This window comes from Mycetocola sp. BIGb0189 (genome assembly GCF_024810155.1).
GTDB classification, from domain to species: Bacteria; Actinomycetota; Actinomycetes; order Actinomycetales; family Microbacteriaceae; genus Mycetocola; species Mycetocola lacteus.
Genome location: NZ_JANUED010000002.1, coordinates 454,308 through 473,950, shown reverse-complemented (window position 1 = coordinate 473,950; position 19,643 = coordinate 454,308). Strand labels below are relative to the sequence as shown.

Sequence of the window (19,643 nt, the reverse complement as noted above, 5' to 3'; positions counted from 1 at the left end):
TGAACCCCGTCCCCCGCCCGCGCAGAAAGAATCGATGCCCGTGCCCACTGAGTTTGCACCGTCGCCCGAGGTGGCCTCCGCCGCGGTATCACCCGCGGTTCCCGCGATTCCCTTTGCCCGGTCGGCACGCGGAACCGTGGGATTGGAATGGGAATTGACCCTGGTTGATCCGGTCACCGGTGCCCCGGTATCCCGGGCCCCCGAGGTGCTGGCGGCCCTCGCCGCGCCGGATGGAACCCCACACTCCTTTATTACCGGCGAGCTGCTGCTCAACACGGTTGAGCTGGTGAGTGATGTCCACACCACCGTGCCCGCGGCTATTGATGATCTGCGCGGCCAGCTGGATGAGCTGCGTGTGGTCTGTGACTCCCTGGGAATCGACCTGATCGCCTCCGGCTCGCACCCGTTTGCGCAGTGGCAGGATCAACCAATCACCCCCAAACCGAGGTACGAGAAGCTGATCGACCGCACCCGGTGGTGGGGGCGCAACATGATGATCTGGGGTGTGCACGTGCACGTGGGCGTCGAGGATGCCGAGCGTGCACTCCCCCTGCTCGACGGGCTCCTCACCTACTCCCCCCACCTTCAGGCGCTCTCGGCGTCGAGCCCGTTCTGGGCCGGGGTGGACACCGGCTATGCCTCCAACCGCTCGCTGATGTTCCAGCAGCTGCCCACCGCCGGGATCCCCCAGCAGTTCACCCACTGGTCGGAGTTTGAGGCCTATGTGGCCGATATGACCCGCACCGGCATCATCGAGGACCACAGCGAGGTGCGCTGGGATCTACGCCCCTCCCCGCGTTGGGGCACGATCGAGCTGCGCTCCTGCGATGCCGCGTCCACCCTCACCGAGTTCGGGGCGATTGCCGCCCTCGCCCACTGCCTGAGCGATGTCCTGACCACCCGGCTCGACGCCGGCGAGGAACTCACGGTCCTCCAGCCCTGGTTTGTGCGCGAGAACAAGTGGCGCGCGGCCCGCTACGGGCTGGAGGCCGAGCTGATTATCAACGCCGAGGGCGACGAGCGTCTGGTCACCGATCACCTGCGCGAACTGGTCACCGACCTCGCTCCCGTGGCCGAGCGCCTGGGCTGCGCCGCCGAGCTGGCCTCGATCCCCGGGATCCTGGATGCCGGGGGAAGCTACCAGCGCCAGCTGCAGGTCGCCGCCGAAAACGACGGCGACCTGCGGGCGGTGGTGGCGAACCTGGCGGCGGAGCTGCGCGGCTAAGCAGCCAGGACGCGCTCGACCTCGCGCCTTGCCGGATCGCGCAGCACCAGGGCGACCATCAGCGCGATGACCAGGAGCACCAGCATCACCACAAAGCTCACCCGCACGCTGCTGGCGTCGGCGATCGCGCCGAGCGCGGGACCCATCAGCCCGCCGAAGGACAGCGTGAGCCCCAGGGTGACGCCGCTGGCCAGGCCGATCCGATTGGGCAGGAACGCGTGCGAGAGCGTGACCTGCGGCGAGAACGGCAGGAACAGGGCGATGCCGAGGACCGCGGTCGCGATCACGGCGACCGGGGCGCTCGGGGCCAGCACGATGCCCACCATCGCAAGCACGGCCAGCGCATACCCGGCGCGCACCACCCGCAGGCGGCCAAACCGGTCGGCGAGGAAGCCGCCGATCAGGGTGCCCGCGGCCCCGGCGGCGGGGAACACCGTCAGCGCGATCGAGGCCTCGGCGGTGGAAATCCCGAAGCGCTGGATGCCATACAGGGTGATGAACGAGCTGGTGCCGATATAGGCAACGGACCAGCAGGCCAGGACCGCGACCAGCACACCAAAGCCGCGCCAGTCATCCTGTGCCACGGGAGCGTGCGCGTCCGCGGACGCGGTTTTCGCCGCGGGTTCGGCCCCGCGCGGACGCAGCAGGAACGCGGCCCCCATGACCGCGGCCGGGATCATCAGCAGCGGGGTCGCCGAGAGGCCCCACACGCCCACGGTCAGCAGGACGCCGGTGGGTGCGAGCGCCGCCCCCACATTGCCACCCACCGAGAAAATGCTCAGCGAGCGGTTGGTCCCGCCCCCGTACTCGCGGGCCAGCACGGTGCCGGAGGGGTGGTAGGCGGCCACGCCGATCCCCGAGATGGCGATCGCAATCCAGGTCGCCGCATAGCTGTCGGCAAAGAGTCCACTCACGGCGATGCCCACGCCCGCGGTGAGCAGGCCGGCAAGCACCAGCCAGCGCATCCGGAACCGGTCGGCCAGCAGGCCAAACGCGGGCTGGGCGACACTCGAGAGGCTCGTGGCAGCCAGGGTTATGCCGGCCACCACGGCATAATCGTAGTGACGCTCCAGGATGAGGAACGGCAGCAGGGCGGACACGGCACCGGCATAGAAATCGTTGGCGGCGTGGGTGGCCGTCAGCACCCACAGACCTGCTCTGTTTTGCATGTTTTTCCTTTTGTAGCGTGGACATCCCGGTTGCAGCGGGATAGTGTTGGGGCACCGCAACCCCTCAGACAAGTAGACAGGTTACGATGATTTCGCAGATTTCACAACAGCCGCTTGCGGCGCGGGTGGCCGAGGAGCTTCTGGGACGTATCCGTGCCGGCGAGTGGCCCCTCGGGCACCGCCTCCCCGGTGAGACCACGCTGGCCGCTCAGCTCGGCGTGGGGCGCTCCAGCCTGCGCGAGGCGATCCGCGAGCTCGCCGGCAAGGGGGTGCTGACCAGTCGCCAGGGGGCCGGGGTTTTTGTGACCGCGCTCGATGTGGAGCAGGGGCTTGAGGACGTGGTCCGCGATGCCGAGGTCACCGCGGTGATCGAGGCGCGGATCGCCGTCGAAACCGAGGCCGCCCACCTCGCCGCCACGCGCCGCACGGCCGCCGATATCCGGCTGCTGCGCAAAACCCTGGAGGTGCGCGAGGCGTCCCGCGACAGCGTCGAAGCCTATGTGGACACCGACACCGAGTTTCACCGGGCGGTGATTGCCGCCGCCCACAATCCGGTGCTCGGCGAACTCTTTGACACGTTTGTGCCACGCATCCGGCAGGCCATGATCGCGATGCTGAAGGCCCAGCCCAAACCCGCCGCCACCGATCCTTCCGGACACAGCGGACTGATCGAGGCGATTGTGGCGCGGGACGCCGATCTTGCGCGCACCCTCAGCCGCGCCCACCTCACCGAGCTCCTCACAAACTTCACCGCCCGCTAGCTGTTCGACGGGCACGCCGGGTCGATCCCCCGCAGAGGCCGGGACACCGGCACAACGCGAACACCCCGCCCATCCAATCGGATGAACGGGGTGTTCGCGGGGCGGATCGGCTAGTCTTCGCCGCGCATGGTGCCGCTGGTTCGGCGCGAGCGGAGGAAGACCCCGCTGCCCAGCAGGAGCATCGCGGCAAGGGCCAGCGCCCCCATGCCGACCGCGTCGGCACCGGTGGTCACCAGGCTGCCGCCACCCGAGCCCGGGCCGGCCGTTCCGGGGCCCGGAGTCCCGGGTCCCGGGGTGCCTGGATCGGTGGTGCCGGGTCCGGGAGTTCCCGGCAGTGGGGTCACGCCGATCGCGATCGAGGGTGAGCGGTTCCCGGCCGGATCGATGACCGTGATGATCAGCTCACCGGCGTCCACCACACCCTCGGAGGTGCAGGTCCAGGTGCCGTCGTCCCCCACGGTGACCTCACAGATGAGGTTGCCCTCGGGGTCGGTGATCTCCACCGTGGAGTCCGGTTCGGCGGTCCCCGAGCAGGTCACCGTGCCATCGGCGTTGGCCGAGCACTCGACGCCGGTGGGCGGGGCCGGGGCGACGGTGTCGATGTTCAGGGTGATCGAGATGCCGGTGATGGCGTTGCCGTCCGCGTCGATGGCCACCGGGGTCAGCGTCGCGGATCCATCGGCCAGCTCATCCGCCAGCGTGCAGGAGCAGGTTCCCTCGGGTGTCACCGTGGTGGAGCAGAGGACGGTGCCCTCGGCATCCCGCAGCTCCACGGTGGTTCCCGCGGTGCCCGTTCCGGTGAGGGTCGGACGCGACTCCCCCAGCACGCTGCCCGTGTTCGGGCTGGTGATGATCGGCGGCGCGGGCAGGGTGAGCACCCCGCCGGAGTTCCCCGCCGGATCCACCGTTTCCACGGTGATCGGGAAGGAGGTTACCGGCCCGCCGGTGCAGGTCCAGTGCCCACCGGCAGGAACCTCGACGGTGCAGATTTCCTTGCCATCGCCGTCGGTGACCACGATGGTGTCCCCCTCGGTTGCGGTACCCTCACAGGTCACCTGACCCAGCTGGTTCACCGAGCAGACCACATCGGTGGTGGGGGTGGGCGGGGTGGTGTCCACGGTCAGGGTGATCGGGGTGCCGGGGGTTTCGTTTCCGGCGACGTCCACGGCCACCGGGGTCAGCGTGTGGTCACCCTCGGTGAGCGCGGTCGGTGGCTCACAGGACCAGGCTCCGTTGGTCACCGTGGCCGAGCACAGGACCTCGCCGCCGGGGCCACGCACCTCGACGGTGGTGCCGTTCTCGCCGGTGCCGGAAATGGTCGGGGTGGTGTCATTGCCCACGCTGCCGTTGTCCGGCGAGGTGATCACCGGCGCGGCCGGCAGCGTGGTTTTCACGGTGATGGTCACAGAGGAGCCCTCGGTTTCGTTCCCGGCGGCGTCCACGGCCACCGCGGTCAGCGGATACTCGCCGTCTGCCAGTGCCGGGGACACCACGCAGGACCAGGCACCATCCACGACCACGGCCGAGCACAGCACCTCTCCGGCGGCATCGCGAATCTCGACGGTTGAGCCGGTTTCACCCGTTCCCGCCAGGGTCGGTGTGGTGTTGTTGGTGACGATGTTGGCGCTCGGGGTCGCAATCACCGGGGCACTCGGGGCCGTGGTGTCCACGGTGATCGTGATGGCGGTGCCAGTGGACACGTTTCCGGCGACGTCGGTGGCCACCGGGGTCAGGGCGTGGCTGCCCTCGGTGAGCGCCGAATCGAGTGTGCAGGACCAGGTGCCCCCGCTCACCACGGCCGAACACAGAACCTCGTCCGCGGCGTTACGCACCTCGACGGTCGAGCCGTTCTCGCCGGTGCCCGTGAGGGTCGGGGTGGTGTCGTTGGTCACCAGACCATCGGCGGGCGAGGTGATGACGGGGACCGTCGGCGGCGTGACATCCACCGTGATCGTGATCGCGACGCCCTCGGCCTCGTTCCCGGCGGCGTCCTTGGCCACCGGGGTGAGCACATGGTCGCCCTCGGCCAGCGCCGTCGAAACATCACAGGACCACGCCCCCGCGGTCACCACGGCCGAGCACAGCACCTCGCCGGCAGCATTATGGATCTCCACGGTCGAACCGTTCTCACCGGTTCCCGTGAGGGTCGGGGTGGTGTCGTTGGTTACGGCCCCGTCCACGGGCGAGGTGATGACGGGAACGGTCGGCGGTGTGACATCCACGGTGATTCCAATGGGTGCACCCTCGGCCTGGTTTCCGGCCGCATCCTCGGCGGTCGGAGTCAGTACGTGATCGCCCTCGGCGAGCGCCGGGGACACCACGCAGGACCAGGTCCCGTCGGTCACCACGGCCGAACACAGCACCACGTCATCGGCGTCACGCACGGTCACGGTCGAGCCGTTCTCCCCGGTGCCCGTGAGGGTCGGGGTGGTCTCGTTAGTGAGGGTGCCATCGGCAGGCGAAGTGATAGCCGGGGCGGCCGGCGGGGTCAGGTCCACGGTGATCGTGATCGCGGTACCCGGGGTCTCATTGCCCGCGGCATCCTTGGCCACCGAGGTCAGCACGTGATTGCCCTCGACCAGCGCGGTCGTGATGTCACAGGACCACGCCCCCGCGGTCACCACGGCCGAACACAGGACGTTCCCGGCCGAGTTACGCACCTCGACGGTCGAACCGTTCTCCCCCGTACCCGAGAGGGTCGGAGTGGTGTCGTTGGTCACGAACCCGTCCACCGGTGAGGTAATCACCGGAGCGGTCGGCGGGGTCACGTCCACGGTGATCGTGATCGCGACGCCCTCGGCCTCGTTTCCGGCGGCATCCTTGGCCACCGGAGTGAGCACATGGTCGCCCTCGGCCAGCGCCGTCGAAATATCACAGGACCAGGCCCCTGCGCTCACCACGGCCGAACACAGAACCTCTCCGGCAGCATTGCGGATCTCCACGGACGAGCCATTCTCGCCGGTTCCCGTGAGGGTCGGGGTGGTGTCGTTGGTCACGGCCCCGTCCACCGGTGAGGTGATGACGGGAGCGGTCGGCGGGGTCACGTCCACGGTGATCGTGATCGAGATGCCCTCGGCCTCGTTTCCGGCGGCGTCCTTGGCCACCGGAGTGAGCACATGGTCGCCCTCGGTGAGCGCCGGGCTGAGCTCGCAGCTCCATGCTCCGGCGGTCACCACGGTCGAACACAGCACCTCGCCGGCGGCATTGTGGATCTCCACGGTCGAGCCGTTCTCCCCGGTTCCGGTGAGGGTCGGGGACACCACACTGGTGACGGTGCCATCCACCGGGGTGGTGATCACCGGAATCGCGGGCGGCACGGTGTCCACGGTGATGGTCAGCGGAATGCCGGGGGTCTCGTTGGTCGCGGCATCCACCGCGACCGCAACCAGTTCGTGATCGCCGTCCTCCAGCGCCGGGGCCACCACACAGCTCCAGGCACCGTTGGTCACCGGTGCCGAACACAGCACCACTCCGGCGGTGTTACGCACCTCGACGGTGGTGCCGTTTTCTCCGGTACCGGTCAGCGTGGGGGTGGCGTCCTTGGTGATCGTCCCGCTGGTGGGCGAGGTCACGATCGGTGCCCCGGGGAGCTCGGTGATGACCTCGATGGTGATCGCGGTACCCGGGGTTTCGTTTCCGGCGGCATCCGTCGCGACCGGGGTCAGCACGTGGTTTCCGTCGCCCAGGGCGGGAGCGACCTCACAGCTCCAGGCACCGGCGGTGACCACGGCCGAACACAGGACCTGTCCACCCGCATTACGGATCTCCACGGTCGAGCCGGTCTCCCCGGTCCCCGAGAGGGTCGGAGTGGTGTCGTTGGTCACGAACCCATCCACCGGCGAGGTAATCACCGGCGCTGCCGGCGGGGTCACATCCACGATGATCGTGATCGCGGTACCCGGGGTTTCGTTGCCCGCGGCATCCGTGGCCACCGGAGTGAGGGCGTGATCGCCCTCGGCGAGCGCCGTCGTGATGTCACAGGTCCAGGCACCGGCGGTGACCACGGCCGAGCACAGAACCTCTTCGGCCGCATTGCGGATCTCCACCGTCGAACCGGTCTCCCCGGTCCCCGAGAGAGTCGGGGTGGTGTCGTTGGTCACGAACCCGTCCACCGGCGAGGTAATCACCGGTGCCGCCGGCGGCGTGAGATCCACGGTGATCGTGATCGGAAGACCGAAGGTCTCATTGCCCGCGGCATCCTTCGCCACCGGGGTGAGAACGTGGTCGCCCTCGGTCAGGGCCGGGGCGATGTCACAGGTCCAGGTGCCGGCGGTCACCACGACCGTACACAAAACCTCTCCGGCGACGTCCTGATTCTCCACGGTCGAGCCGGATTCCCCGGACCCCGAGAGCGTGGGCGTGGTGTCGTTGGTGATCGTCCCGCTCACCGGCGAGGTGATCGCCGGGACGCCCGGCGGCGTGGTGTCGATGGTCAGCGCGACGATCGTACCCGGGGTTTCATTGCCCGCGGTGTCGACCGCGACGGCGCTGAGAATGTACATCCCCTCATCCAGCGCGGGAGCGGTCGTGCAGGACCAGGCACCGTCCACCACCGGGGCCGAACACAGCACCGTTCCGCCGGCCGCCCGGATCTCGACGGTTGAGCCGTTTTCTCCGGTTCCGGTAAAGACCGGTGTGGTGACGTTGGTCGCGGTGCCGGTGAGCGGCGCGGTTACCACCGGTGCTGCGGGCGGGGTGAGGTCAATCGTAATGGTGACCGCGACCCCATAGGCCTCGTTCCCCGCGGCGTCCAGGGCCACCGGGAACAGCGGATGATCGCCCTCGGGCAGCGATTCCGCCAGGGCGCAGGACCAGGTGCCCGCGGTCACCACGCTGGTGCACAGCACGATGCCGTCCCCATCGCGCACCTCTACGGTGGACCCGGTTTCCCCGGTACCCGACACGGTGGGCGTCGGGTCATTGGTGATCGTTCCGTTCTGCGGTGCGGTGATGACCGGAACCGCGGGCGGGACCGTGTCGACGGTAATGGTGATGGCCGCGCCCGGGGTGCTGTTACCCGCGGCATCCACGGCGACCGGGGTGAGTGAATGATCCCCCTGTCCGAGAGCCGGACTGATCTGGCAGGACCAGGCCCCCGCGGTGACCACGACCGAGCACAGGACCTCATCATTGCCACCACGAATCTCCACCGTGGAACCGTTCTCGCCGGTTCCGGTGATGGTGGGTTCATCGGTGTTGAGTAGCGCACCATCACCGGGTGAGGTGATCACCGGGGCGGCGGGCGGGGTCGTGTCGATCGTGATCGTGACCGCGGTGCCGGGAGCGGTGTTCCCGGCGGCATCCCGGGCAGTCGGGGTGAGGGTGTGCTCCCCCTCGCCCAGCGCCGTCGTGGGCTCACAGGACCAGGTGCCGTTCGCCACGGTCGCGGTGCACAGCAGCTCGTTCGCCGCTCCCCGCACCTCGATCACCGAACCGTTTTCGCCGGTTCCGGTGATGGTTGGGGTGGCGTTGTTTGTCAGCGTGCCATCGGCCGGGGCGGTAATCACCGGGGTGGTCGGGGCTACCGTGTCGATGGTGATGGTGATCGAGGTACCGGTGGTCCGGTTTCCCGCCACATCCACGGCGATAGCGGTCAGAGCATGATCGCCCTCCCCCAACGGCGTGGCCGGCTGGCAGCTCCACGCCCCCGCGGTGACCACGGCCGTACACAGGATCTGCCCCTGCGCACCATGAATTTCGACCCGGGAACCGGTCTCACCGGTTCCGGTGAAGGTGGGCTGGACGTTATTGGTAACGCTGCCGGTAACCGGTGAGGAAATGACCGGGGCGGCCGGCGGAACGGTATCCACGATGATGGTGATGGGGGTACCCGGCGTCCGGTTTCCCGCCGCGTCAACGGAAATCGGGGTCAGCGTGTGGGAGCCATCAACCAGGGCCGGGGCCACCACACACTCAAACTCGCCCTCGGGAACATCTCCCCTGCAGAGCACCTGGTCGGCGGCGTTACGGATCTCGACGGTGGTCCCGCTCTCCGCGGTCCCGCTGATCATCGGGTTCTTGTCGTTGGTGATGGTTCCGCTGGCGGGCGAGGTGATCACCGGGGCCGCGGGCGGGGTCGTGAGTACCGAGAAGGTGACCGCGGTGCCGGGTGCCGTGTTTCCGGCCTCATCCAGCGCGACCGGGGTCAGCGTGTGCGAGCCTTCGGCGAGGGCGGGTGCCACCACACAGGACCAGGTCCCCGCAACAACGGTCGCCTCACAGAGCACCGCACCGCCGTCATCACGCACCTCGACCCGGGACCCGGTTTCTCCGGTTCCGCTCACGGTCGGGGTGGTATTCGCGGTCGCGGATCCGGCCGCCGGAGACGTGAGCACGGGGACCGTCGGCGGGATCGTATCTACCACGAATGAACGGGTGGCCGCGGTGGTGGTCCTGCCATTCAGGGAGGCCGTGACCGAAATGGTGTTGGTGCCCTCGGGACGGTTGGTGGTGGGGGTATAGGTCCAGGTTCCGTTGGTGACCGGGACGGTGGCAAGCACAGTGCCGCTGGTTGTATCGGTGATGGTCACCGAGTGGGTGGTTCCGGGAAGGCTGTCGGCGGTGCCGCCGATCACCGGGCGTGGATTGTTTGTCAGCTGCCCGGCGGTCGGAGTGGCGATGGTCGGAACGCTCAGGTCCTTCACCGTGAGCGTCGTGGCACCGCTCAGCGTCGGGCTCCCTGGGATACGGAAGGAGTACTGAAAGTCACCGAGCGAACTCCCGGGGGCGATATCATCGGCCACCTTGAAGGGGACCTGATACGTTCCAAAATCGCCGACGGTGTTATCGGTGTAGCCACAGTAAATGGCGGTGAACAGCCCGGTACTCCCCGGGGGGATGAGGGCACCACCCGCTCCCATGTCATAACAGCTAAAGGAGGTCGGAGGCCGCTGCAAGAGCACGCCGGGGGGCGGAGTGAGGGTCAGCTGAGATCCGCGGGTACTGATCTGCACGGTCACGATCCCGTCGGCCTGCCCCACCGAACCCGGCGTCGCGCTGACCGAGGCCGCGAAGGCGGCGGTCGGCACCAGGGCCGGGATGATCAGTCCCACCGCAAGCGCGGCCGCGAGAAGCCCCCGACGCGCCACCCGCCCCAGCCGCGTCGAGTTCGCGTACGAGAGTGCTTCGCCGGTCATGATTCCCCCTGGTTTGCGCGCCAAAAGCAGAATGAACATCCGCGTTCTGTGCCCCCTGTTTAGCAGTTCTCCAGGCGCACGACAAGGGTTCCCCCTGGTCCGGGGGACAAAATTCCGAACCGAACGGTCAACATGGCTCGCCGGGACATCGATCGACACTTTTCGGCCGGTCTCCGCGATCCGACACCCAGACAGACAAAACCCGCCACCATTCGAATTCGAATGGTGACGGGTTCGGGGACCGCGATGGGCCTAGACGGTCGGGAAAAGCTCCGCTTCCAGGGCGTCGAACTCGGCGGTGAAGCGCTCGCGCATCGCCTGCTTCTCGGGCTCGGGAACCCAGCTGGCCTCCACCCCGGCCAGGGACATCGCGCGCAGCTTGTGACGGTCCACGCCGAGCTGCTCGCTGAGGATCGCATATTCCTCGGCCAGGGTCGTGGGGAACATCCCGGGGTCATCGGAGGCGGGGATGACGTTCAGGCCGGCCTCAAGCATCGCGGCGATCGACGCGCGACGCCACGGACGCCAGGACCGACGCGAGGTCGTGGACACCACGGTAAAGGCGGTCTGCTGCTCGCGCACACGCTCCACCACCGCCGGGTCCTCCAGCACGAAGTAGCCGTGATCGATGCGGTCGCAGCCCAGCAGGTCCAGGCAGGTGATCGTGTTCACGGCCACCGGTGCGTGCTCGGAGGAGTGGGCGGTACGGAACAGCCCCGCCTCCCCTGCGAGCCGATAAGCATCGGCGAAGCGCTCGGGCGGACCCGCGGTCTCCAGGTTGTCCAGGCCGATTCCCACCACGTACTCATTGGGGTTGTCCACGATCCGGCGCACCATCGCCAGCGCGTGCTCCCCGGACTTGCTGCGGTCGATGCCGGCGATCATCCGTCCGGTCATTCCGAAGTCGCGCTCGGCCATGCGAATACCCTCGGCATAGGCCTCGACCTGGCCCCGGTACCCGAGCTTTTCCAGGTGCGGCGGCAGGTCATCGAAGAACAGCTCAAGGTGACGGGTCGCGCTGGTGCGGTGCGCGGCCTCGAATGCCTCATAGGTCACCCGGATCAGGTCCTCGGGGCTGCGCAGCACCTCGACGACCCACTCCGACGCTTTAAAGAGGGAGTAGGAGGTTTCCGGCTCATCGGCCGAGCGCCCCTGCGGCACCGGGATGTGGGTGTCGCGGTAGAGCGCGGGGTCCGGCGGCAGCGAGTTGATGTCGCGGAAGATCAGCTCGGGATCCGCCGGCAGCTCAAGCTTTTCACGGCGAGCCAGCTCGGCGAAGGTCGAGGCACGCACGGTGCCGATCAGGTGGCAGTGCAGGTCGGTTTTGGGTGCGCGGCGCAGAAACTCGGCGGTCGCATCGGTTGACACGGTGATGGTCAGGTCCCCTCGGGTAAAACGAAAATCAAAAACGGGCATCGCCCGGACCCCTGCGGCGGGGTCCGGGCGAGGCGGGTGTTAGCGGCTGGCAACCTCGCGGGCGAACCGGTCGGTCCACTCGGTGCGGTTCTTCACGATGACCGAGATGTCCAGGGTCTTGTAACCGGCGGCGATCGGATCGGTGGCGGCCTCGCCGACGATCTTCTTCAGGTTCTCCGGCACGGTGGCCTCGGGGTTGACCGGCAGGTCGCCGACGATCTTGGCGGAGCTGGTCTGGGCCTCGGCACCCAGCAGGTAGTTGATGAACGCGTGTGCGCCCTTCACGTTCTCAGCGTTGGCGGGGATCATGGCGCGGTTAGTGGCCATAAACTTGCCGGTGGCCGGCGGAGTCCAGGCGATCGGCTCGCCGGCCTCAACCAGGCTGGTGGCAAAGCCGCTCAGCGCCGGGGCGTTGACGATCTCACCCTGCAGCAGCAGGTTGGTGACCTCGGTGGAGGACTTGTAGAACTGCAGCACTCCCGGGGACCATTCGCCCAGGGTCTTGAACGCGGCATCCACGTCGTAGGGGTCCTTGCCCACGGACTCGGCCACACCGGATACGGTCAGCTGACCGGCGGTCACGCTGAAGTCGGGCAGGGCGAGCTTGCCCTTATAGGCGGCGTCCCCGAAGGTGTCCCACTTGGCCGCGGTGGCCTGATCCAGCTTGTCGGTGCGGTACAGCATGCCGTTGAGCTGGAAGCTGTAGGCGGGACCGTCGTACTGCTTCTCCTTGGCGAAGTCGGCGATCTTGGCCAGGTTGGGGAGCTGGGCGTCATCCACCTTCTGGAAGAGCTTCTTGGACTGGCCGAGGGCGGCGTAATAGTCCGAGATCAGCATGACGTCGGCGCCGGCGCGCTTGCCGTTGAGTTCCAGCTTGGACAGACGCTCGGAGTTCGATCCGGTATCCACCTCAACCTTGTAGCCGGTGGCCTTCTCGAACGGGTCGATGATGGCCTTGGTGAACTCGTCAACACCGAACGGGAAGGTGCTGACCACGATGGTCTTGTTGTCGTCGCCGCCGGTGTTGCCACCGGGGGTGGCGGAGCAGCCGACCAGCAGAGCGGTCGAGGTGAGCAGAGCCGCGGCGGTCGCCAGGGCGCGAACGGGGATACGGGAACTCATCGGAGGGGTCCTTACTGTGAAAGGGATGTGGTGGGGAGTGTGTGGGGCCGGTCGGGGCTATTCGGGCAGGTGCATCAGGGCCCGAGTGCGGGTACGGGTGCAGGTGCCGACCGCGGGCTATTCGGGCAGGTGGACGAGCGCGGGTGCCGGTGCGGTTACCGAGATCCGCTCCCCCGGGGTGAACCCGGTGTGTCCGGCGGGCAGGGCGTCGCGACGCAGCACCGAGATCAGCGGCACGGTTTCGCCACCCGGAGCCGCGGCATCCACGCCGACCACCAGGTCGACGCCGCGGTAGGCGCTGCTGGTGATCACGCCGTCGAGGTTCAGGCCCGGTGTGGTGGCGGCCGCGGAGGCAATCTGCAGCTGCTCGGGACGCACGGTGAACAGGCCCTCGGCGGTGGGGATGAAGTTCTCATAGCCCAGGAACTCGGCCACAAAGCGGTTGGCCGGGGCGGGGAAGACCTCATCCGGGGCACCGGTCTGCATGACCTTGCCGGCGCGCATGAGCACCATGGTGTCACTCATTTCCAGGGCCTCGTCCTGATCGTGGGTGACGAGCACAACGGTGAGGCCGGTTTCGGCCTGGATGCGACGAATCTCGGCACGCATCTGCACCCGCAGGCGGGCGTCGAGGTTGGAGAGCGGCTCATCCAGGAGCAAAAGCTTGGGGCGGATCGCGATGGCCCGCGCCAGCGCCACGCGCTGCTGCTGTCCACCCGAGAGGGCCTTGGGCTTGCGGGCGGCCAGGTGACCGAGACCCACGAGCTCGAGTGCCTCGGCCACGCGAGCCTTACGCTCGGCGGTGGGCGCCTTACGCAGCTTGAGTCCGTAGCCCACGTTGTCGGCGACGGTGAGGTGCGGGAACAGCGCATAAGACTGGAACACCATGCCCAGGCCGCGCTTTTCCGGCGGCAGGGCGGTGGCATCCTCGCCGCCGATCAGGATCTTGCCCGCGGTGGGGCGGGCATAACCGGCGAGCATCCGCAGCGAGGTGGTCTTGCCACATCCACTGGGGCCCAGGAGGGTAGTCAGCTTTCCCTCTTCGATGGTGAGGTCCAGGTTGTCCACGGCGAGGAAGTCACCGTACGCCTGGGTTACTCCGACAAATTCGGCTGCGGGAATCACTTGTTGATACCTCCAAAGATCTTGGCGAAGCCGACCGTGCGCTCGGCGATGATGGCAACCACGACGGTTGCGGCGAGCAGCAGGGTCGACATTGCTGCGATGGTCGGGTCATAGTTCTGCTGAATGTAGTCGAGCATCGTGACCGGGAGCGTGCGGAAGCTGCGGTCCTGCAGCAGCAGGGACAGCGGCACGTTGTTGAACGAGGTCACAAAGCTCAGCAGCGCGGCGGAGAAGATCCCGGGACGCAGCAGCGGCAGGGTCACCGTGAAGAATGCGCGCAGCGGCGAGGCACCGAGGCCGCGCGCGGCCTCCTCGATCGCCGGATCCGCCAGGGCGAGGGACGCTCCGGTCACCCGCACCGCATAGGGCAGCAGGATCGCGGTGTGTCCGATCAGCAGGGCGATCGAGTTCGACTGCCCCAGCACCACCATGATCTGCTGGTAGAGCGCGAGGCCCACCACCAGCTCGGGAACCACGAGCGGGGAGAGGAACAGGCCCTGAACCAGGGACTTGCCGGGGATCTTGCCCCGGTGCATCGCGATGGTGGCCGGGACTCCGATGGCCAGCGCGATCACGGTCGCGATCAGCGCGAGCTGCAGGCTCTGCCCCAGCGAGGACATGAACGTGTTGTTGCCGAGGGCCGCGCCAAACCAGTCCAGGGTGAAACCCTTTGGCGGGAAGGATACGGTGCGTCCGGTGGAGAACGCGGTGCTCACCACAAACAGGATCGGGACGATCATGATGATGTAGCCGAGCACGGCCAGGGTACCGAGCACCGGGCGGGCGTTATTAGTTTTGATCATGCTCATGACTGCACGCTCTTTCCCCGCGACAGCAGCGAACTCAGGCCCGAAACCAGGAACACCAGCAGCGTCATGATCAGCGCGGTGGCCGAGGCCGAGGCCCAGTCCACGGTCACGTTGGAGTAGTTGTAGAGCTCGGTGGCGAGCATCCGCTGACTGGATCCACCCAGCAGGTAGGGGGTCGTATAGGCGGTTGCGGCACCGGCGAAGACCAGGGTCGTGGCAACCACGAGGCCCGGGGCGGACAGCGGCAGCACCACGGTCCAGAGGGTCCGGGTGCGGCTGGCGCCGAGTCCGCGGGCGGCGTCATCGAGTCCGGGATCCACCTGGGCGACGGCCGAGTAGCAGGAGATGATCGCCAGCGGCAGGAACAGCTGTGTCATACCGAGGACCACGGCGAGCTCGGTGTAGAGCAGCTGCGGGGCCTCGGAGGCGAGACCCAGGCCGGTGATGAGCTGGCCGATCGCGCCCTGGCTACCCAGCAGCACGATCCATCCGAAGGTGCGCACGACGTTGCTCAGCAGCAGCGGGAAGATCGCCAGCGCGAGCCACATGCCGGCAAAGCGCGAGGTCGAGCGGGCCAGCAGGTAGGCGATCGGGAAGCCGAGCACCAGGCAGGTCGCGGTGGTAATCAGTCCGAGGCCGAGGGTGCGGCCGATGATGCCGAGCGAGTAGGGGTCGGTGAGCATCTGGCCGAGACGCGCGAAGACGTCTCCGGTGCTGACCCCGGGCGGCGCGATAAGCATCGCGACCGAGGGAATGGCGAATCCGAGCAGGATAAACACCAGACCGGGCAGCAACAGCCAGGCTGGTTTTCGAGACATGTGTGCCCCCATTGGCGGTGGTGTGGGTGCGGGACGGGGATCCCCACGCACGGGCGGGCGATTTCGACGCAAAACGCCGAAACGGGCAATGAAACCGGTTGCACAACCGGTTTCACACACTATACGCTAAGTTCTATCGAAGAAACAAACACTTCTTTTTCTCCCCCGACGACGCCGCAATTCGCCGTCACGCCCATCCCCTTGCGAGCCCGTTTACCTCGCACACCCGCATAAATCGGAGGCTCCGTGAGCACACTTGAGGACGTCGCGCGTCTCGCCGGGGTATCCAAGGCCACGGCCTCGCGCGCCCTCAGCAAGCCCGAACTGGTCGCCGCCGCGACCATCGAGCGGGTTCAGCGTGCCGCCCAGGAACTGCATTTTGCGCCCTCGCGCACGGCAACCGCGCTGGCCAGTGGACGCACCGGGGTCATCGCGATGGTGGTTCCCACCCTGGAAAACCAGTTCTTCACCCCGATCATCCAGGGAGCCCAGGACCGCGCGGATGCCGCCGGCTACCTGCTGACCGTCGCCGCCACCGCGTTTCTCGAAGACAAGGACGTGGACCAGTTCGCCCGGCTCGCCCCGCAGGTGGACGGCTTCCTGCTGGCCGCCCCGCGCGGTAAGGACCAGTTTGTGGAGCCCGCGTGCAAGCTCAAGCCCACGGTCCTGATCGACCGCGAGATCGACGGGGTGCCCTCGGTGGTCGCCGACTCGGCCACCGGCTTTGCCGAGTTGGCGCTTCGCATGGTGGAGCAGGGGCACCGACACATCGCACTGGTGGGTGGCCCCGGCCGCTCCTGGCAGAACCTCCGCCGCGTGGCCCACGTGATCGAGGCCCTGCGTGGCAAGGCCGCCCTGACCGTGCTCGGACCGCACCGCTCGACCTTCGCCGCGGGGGTGGGCGTGGTGGGTGAAATTCTGACCTCCGGTGCCACCGCGGTCATCTCCTACTCCTCCTCGCTGTCCACCGGCATCATGTTTGGACTCCAGTCCCGCGGGATCACCAACCTCGTGGTGAGCGCTGATCGCGGCATCGCCGACGCGCTGGGATCGGCCAATGTGCCCGTCCTCGAGGTGGACGGCCTGGAGCTGGGCCGCCAGGCGATGGACACTCTGCTTGCCCGCCTCGATGCGACCCCCGGCGGCGAAATCCCCCGCCTGCGCCTGCCCGTCTCGGTGGACTGGGACCTCGGCGAGCGGGAACCCGCGTAGAGCGTAGGGCTGAACGTTATAGGCCGTAGGTCCTAGGCCCCCTTGAACACCGCCGAGGGTGAGATCGCGTGCGCCAGCGCGGCCCCCAGCAGCGGAAGCGGCAGCAACGCAAGTAGCAGTCGGGTGATATCGGCGCCGGCCAGCAGGTACTCCTGTGTGCCGATGCCGCCGGTGAATCCGGCCACCGCGATGACCACGCTCGCCCCGATCGCGACCGGCACCAGGACCGTGGCGATTACCTCGACCGCGAGCGCCAGCGTGATCTGCGCCGGACGCGCCCCGAAGGCTCGATACAGCGCCATCTCCGCGCGCCCCGACCACCAGAGCACACCGAGAAGGAGGAACAGGACCCCGGCCCCGACGGCCCAGCCCCACGCGCTCGCACGCAGCGGCAGGTTCTTTTCCGGGTCCACCACCAGCGCATTTTTGGCCAGATACGGCCCAGGGTTCGCCTGATACACGGGCGGTACGGCCTCGGTCAGCGTGGGAATCACCGCGCTGGCCGCACCCGGTGACATCTCGACAAAGCACTCGCGGGTGTACTGATCGGAGCGAACGTCCGGCTCCAGGAGGGCCGTGTTGAGGCCGTCCACCCGGGAACGCTCCCCCGCGATGCTCACAATGTCGCGGGCCTCGCTCGTGCCCCCACGGGTCAGGTTCACCGTGGTGTCCGGCACCAAACCGGTCTGGGCCGCCAGGTCCTTGCCGGCCACGATGCCCGATCCCGAGACCACCAGTCCGGGCCAGGCGATCGCGATCATGCCCGGGCTCACCCGCAGCAGCTCACGATTCTGCCCGGGGAAGGTCGCCAGCTGGATCTGCTCGCGGTGCAGGATCGCCCCGGCCGCGATCACCCCCTCGGTGCGCGCGATGTTCTCACAGTACGAGACCGGGAATCCCTCGATCGTCCCCGCCCGAATCACCTGGACAAAGCGCCCGGCGGCGCGCTGCTGCTCCCAGGACTCGCGCAGGCCACCGGTTTCGATCAGCGAAACCAGCGGCACGGCGATGCCGATCAGCGCCGCACAGAGCGCAATCAGCAGGGCACGCCACGGCCGGGCTCGCAGCCCGCGGGCGTGTTCGCGGACGAACTCTCCGGTGCGAAACCCGTGACTCATGCGGGCACCAGCCGGTCCATCCGGATGATGCGGTCGGCACGCTCGGCCACGATATCGTCGTGGGTCGCAATGATCACAATCGCCCCGGCGTCGGCCGCGGCGCGCAGCGCCCCGATGACCAGTCCGCGGGCGGCGGCATCGAGGGAGGCGGTGGGCTCATCGGCGAGGATGATCGGAGTCTCGGCGGCCATCGAACGCGCAACCGCGACCCGCTGCCGTTCGCCCCCGGAGAGGCGCTTGCCGAGTCGATCACGCACCTCATCGAGTCCGAGGCGTTCGAGATGTCCGTCGGCGATCAGGAGCGCGTCCTCCCAGGTGGTCCCGCGCGAGAGCGCGCCGATCGCCACGTTGTGGGCAGCCGTGCGGTGTGGGAACACCGGTGAAGACTGGTCGATCCAGGAAATTTGAGGGGCGTGCTCGGTCCCGTCGGCCGCGGTGAAGGCCACCGTGCCCTCATCGGGTTTTTGGTGTCCGGCGATGACCGCGAGCAGCGTGGACTTCCCAAAGCCCGAGGGGGCGCGCAGCGCGGTCATGCTGCCCTCCACAAACTCGGCGGTGAAATCGGTCAGGACCCGGCGCTCCCCGAACGCGACCGAGATATCTCGCGCGACTACCGGCATTCGCGCCGCTCCGCGGGCACCGAGAGCAGCACGCGGTCGGTTGTATCAAGCTCGCCGGTGACCACCACGGATCCACCCTCGCCCGCGCCCACCTGCACCGCGACCGGGCCGGTTTTGGTCAGCACGCAGCTATTCGCTCCCACCTGGAAGACGGCGGCCGCGGGAATGCGCCATCCCGAGGTCTGCACGGTCTGGGCGATCAGGGTGCGCACCATCGGCTCCCCCGCCGCCGTGGTTTCGGTCAGGGCGATGAGGCCGTCCGGGGTAATCGCATCACGCGTCTCGGTGAGGGGAAGCTCGGTGGTGCCCAGCTTCAAGACCGCATCGGCGGGCACGGGCAAACGAACGATGCGCTCCTGGTCGAGGACCGGTAGCTCCGTCTTATCTCCGCCCTGGGGTCCGGGGGCGATCGGGGCCAGGCCCTCGCCGGTAAGCAGCGCCGCAGTGATCCGCGGACGCGGCGCAAACAGTGCCTCGCCGGCCGCGGGCGCGGGCTGACCCACCGAGAACGCGGGGGCACCCACGGTGATCCGAGGTTCGGCCAGGTGTACCACCCAGGACGGGTCGAAGGTCTCCCCCTCGGCCCCGATCTTCTTGGCCAGCTGGGTGATGCCCCGGGCGGTGGAGGCGCTAAACGTGTTGCCGGTACCGCGGGCAAGTCCCAGGTCTCCCAGCAGGGTGTTGAGCCAGCCGATGTCGCTGCCGGCGGTGGTCTCGGGTCCAATCGCACGCCAGAAGGGACCGGGGGTGCGGGCGGCGAGGCGATCGATGCCGTCGATGGTGACCACCACATCGCCCGGCCCAATCGAGGTGACCTGCGGGCGCACGGCGGTGATCAGACCGGACCAGGCCGGGGCGCGCAGCACCGGACCCTGTTCCCAGCCGAGCGCCAGGTCCATCGGGGTATCGGTGTTCGCCTGCCCGGTTTCCACCGGCGTCCAGGTTTCGACCGGTTCGGTGAAACGTACCTGCCCGCTCCACAACACGATCGCCGCGATCAACCCAAACGGCAGCACAACCCAGGCACCGGCACCCACCCAGAGCAGCACGGATTTTCCGATCGAGCGGCGCGTGGCCATGACGTCCCCCTGTTCGGCGCAGCTGCGCCCCAA

The 19,643-nt window shown here is 68.0% G+C and carries 13 protein-coding genes; 3 read left to right on the top strand and 10 right to left on the bottom strand.

Going from position 1 to position 19,643, the window contains the following annotated elements; genetic code table 11:
- Positions 1-34 precede the first annotated feature (34 nt).
- Positions 35-1,225 (top strand): glutamate--cysteine ligase, encoded by a 1,191-nt coding sequence (locus tag M2390_RS04570; protein WP_259177328.1) that lies wholly within the window; start codon positions 35-37, stop codon positions 1,223-1,225.
- On the opposite strand, the gene M2390_RS04565 is transcribed toward M2390_RS04570, so the two are convergent.
- A complete protein-coding gene (locus M2390_RS04565) occupies positions 1,222-2,394 on the bottom strand; it encodes an MFS transporter (RefSeq protein WP_259177327.1) in 1,173 nt (390 codons plus the stop codon). The two genes, M2390_RS04570 and M2390_RS04565, sit on opposite strands and share 4 nt — an antisense overlap.
- 86 nt (positions 2,395-2,480) lie before the next feature.
- Here M2390_RS04565 and M2390_RS04560 point away from each other — a divergent pair, with 86 nt between their 5' ends.
- Positions 2,481-3,155, top strand: a complete 675-nt coding sequence (locus M2390_RS04560) for a FadR/GntR family transcriptional regulator (RefSeq protein ID WP_310503962.1) — start codon at positions 2,481-2,483, stop codon at positions 3,153-3,155.
- A 110-nt stretch (positions 3,156-3,265) separates the two neighbouring features.
- Here M2390_RS04560 and M2390_RS04555 read toward each other — a convergent pair whose 3' ends face one another.
- The 6 genes from M2390_RS04555 to M2390_RS04530 all read right to left on the bottom strand — a co-directional run bounded on the left by M2390_RS04555 (position 3,266) and on the right by M2390_RS04530 (position 15,581).
- Positions 3,266-10,291, bottom strand: a complete 7,026-nt coding sequence (locus M2390_RS04555) for an Ig-like domain-containing protein (protein ID WP_259177326.1) — start codon at positions 10,289-10,291, stop codon at positions 3,266-3,268.
- 252 nt (positions 10,292-10,543) lie between these two features.
- A complete protein-coding gene (locus tag M2390_RS04550; protein WP_259177325.1) occupies positions 10,544-11,707 on the bottom strand; it encodes a hypothetical protein in 1,164 nt (387 codons plus the stop codon).
- Between the two features lie 39 nt (positions 11,708-11,746).
- The gene (locus M2390_RS04545; RefSeq protein WP_259177324.1) at positions 11,747-12,829 is read right to left on the bottom strand and encodes an extracellular solute-binding protein; all 1,083 of its coding nucleotides are present in this window, start codon (positions 12,827-12,829) and stop codon (positions 11,747-11,749) included.
- A gap of 117 nt (positions 12,830-12,946) precedes the next feature.
- Positions 12,947-13,954, bottom strand: coding sequence for an ABC transporter ATP-binding protein (locus tag M2390_RS04540; RefSeq protein ID WP_259177323.1), 1,008 nt, complete (start codon positions 13,952-13,954; stop codon positions 12,947-12,949).
- On the bottom strand, positions 13,951-14,763 hold the full coding sequence (locus tag M2390_RS04535) for an ABC transporter permease (protein ID WP_245601267.1): 813 nt from the start codon (positions 14,761-14,763) through the stop codon (positions 13,951-13,953). The genes M2390_RS04540 and M2390_RS04535 overlap by 4 nt, the downstream gene beginning before the upstream one ends.
- Positions 14,760-15,581 (bottom strand): ABC transporter permease, encoded by an 822-nt coding sequence (locus M2390_RS04530; RefSeq protein ID WP_030148698.1) that lies wholly within the window; start codon positions 15,579-15,581, stop codon positions 14,760-14,762. Before M2390_RS04530 ends, M2390_RS04535 begins: the two co-directional genes overlap by 4 nt.
- Positions 15,582-15,827: 246 nt before the next feature.
- Between M2390_RS04530 and M2390_RS04525 the strand changes: the two genes are divergently transcribed.
- Entirely contained in the window at positions 15,828-16,793 is a 966-nt protein-coding gene (locus tag M2390_RS04525; protein ID WP_259177321.1) for a LacI family DNA-binding transcriptional regulator, read from the top strand.
- A gap of 32 nt (positions 16,794-16,825) precedes the next feature.
- On the opposite strand, the gene M2390_RS04520 is transcribed toward M2390_RS04525, so the two are convergent.
- From M2390_RS04520 to M2390_RS04510, 3 genes are read right to left on the bottom strand one after another with little or no spacing between them, the layout of a single operon-like run.
- Positions 16,826-17,911, bottom strand: coding sequence for a hypothetical protein (locus M2390_RS04520; RefSeq protein WP_259177320.1), 1,086 nt, complete (start codon positions 17,909-17,911; stop codon positions 16,826-16,828).
- Positions 17,908-18,531 (bottom strand): ATP-binding cassette domain-containing protein, encoded by a 624-nt coding sequence (locus M2390_RS04515; RefSeq protein ID WP_259177318.1) that lies wholly within the window; start codon positions 18,529-18,531, stop codon positions 17,908-17,910. Before M2390_RS04515 ends, M2390_RS04520 begins: the two co-directional genes overlap by 4 nt.
- On the bottom strand, positions 18,522-19,610 hold the full coding sequence (locus tag M2390_RS04510) for a hypothetical protein (protein WP_259177317.1): 1,089 nt from the start codon (positions 19,608-19,610) through the stop codon (positions 18,522-18,524). Before M2390_RS04510 ends, M2390_RS04515 begins: the two co-directional genes overlap by 10 nt.
- Positions 19,611-19,643 lie beyond the last annotated feature (33 nt).

Coding starts and splice junctions, on each gene's coding strand:
- M2390_RS04570 (WP_259177328.1), top strand. CDS start 35: ATGCCCGTGCCCACTGAGTTTGCACCGTCGCCCGAGGTGGCCTCCGCC.
- M2390_RS04565 (WP_259177327.1), bottom strand. CDS start 2,394: ATGCAAAACAGAGCAGGTCTGTGGGTGCTGACGGCCACCCACGCCGCC.
- M2390_RS04560 (WP_310503962.1), top strand. CDS start 2,481: ATGATTTCGCAGATTTCACAACAGCCGCTTGCGGCGCGGGTGGCCGAG.
- M2390_RS04555 (WP_259177326.1), bottom strand. CDS start 10,291: ATGACCGGCGAAGCACTCTCGTACGCGAACTCGACGCGGCTGGGGCGG.
- M2390_RS04550 (WP_259177325.1), bottom strand. CDS start 11,707: ATGCCCGTTTTTGATTTTCGTTTTACCCGAGGGGACCTGACCATCACC.
- M2390_RS04545 (WP_259177324.1), bottom strand. CDS start 12,829: ATGAGTTCCCGTATCCCCGTTCGCGCCCTGGCGACCGCCGCGGCTCTG.
- M2390_RS04535 (WP_245601267.1), bottom strand. CDS start 14,763: ATGAGCATGATCAAAACTAATAACGCCCGCCCGGTGCTCGGTACCCTG.
- M2390_RS04530 (WP_030148698.1), bottom strand. CDS start 15,581: ATGTCTCGAAAACCAGCCTGGCTGTTGCTGCCCGGTCTGGTGTTTATC.
- M2390_RS04520 (WP_259177320.1), bottom strand. CDS start 17,911: ATGAGTCACGGGTTTCGCACCGGAGAGTTCGTCCGCGAACACGCCCGC.
- M2390_RS04515 (WP_259177318.1), bottom strand. CDS start 18,531: ATGCCGGTAGTCGCGCGAGATATCTCGGTCGCGTTCGGGGAGCGCCGG.
- M2390_RS04510 (WP_259177317.1), bottom strand. CDS start 19,610: ATGGCCACGCGCCGCTCGATCGGAAAATCCGTGCTGCTCTGGGTGGGT.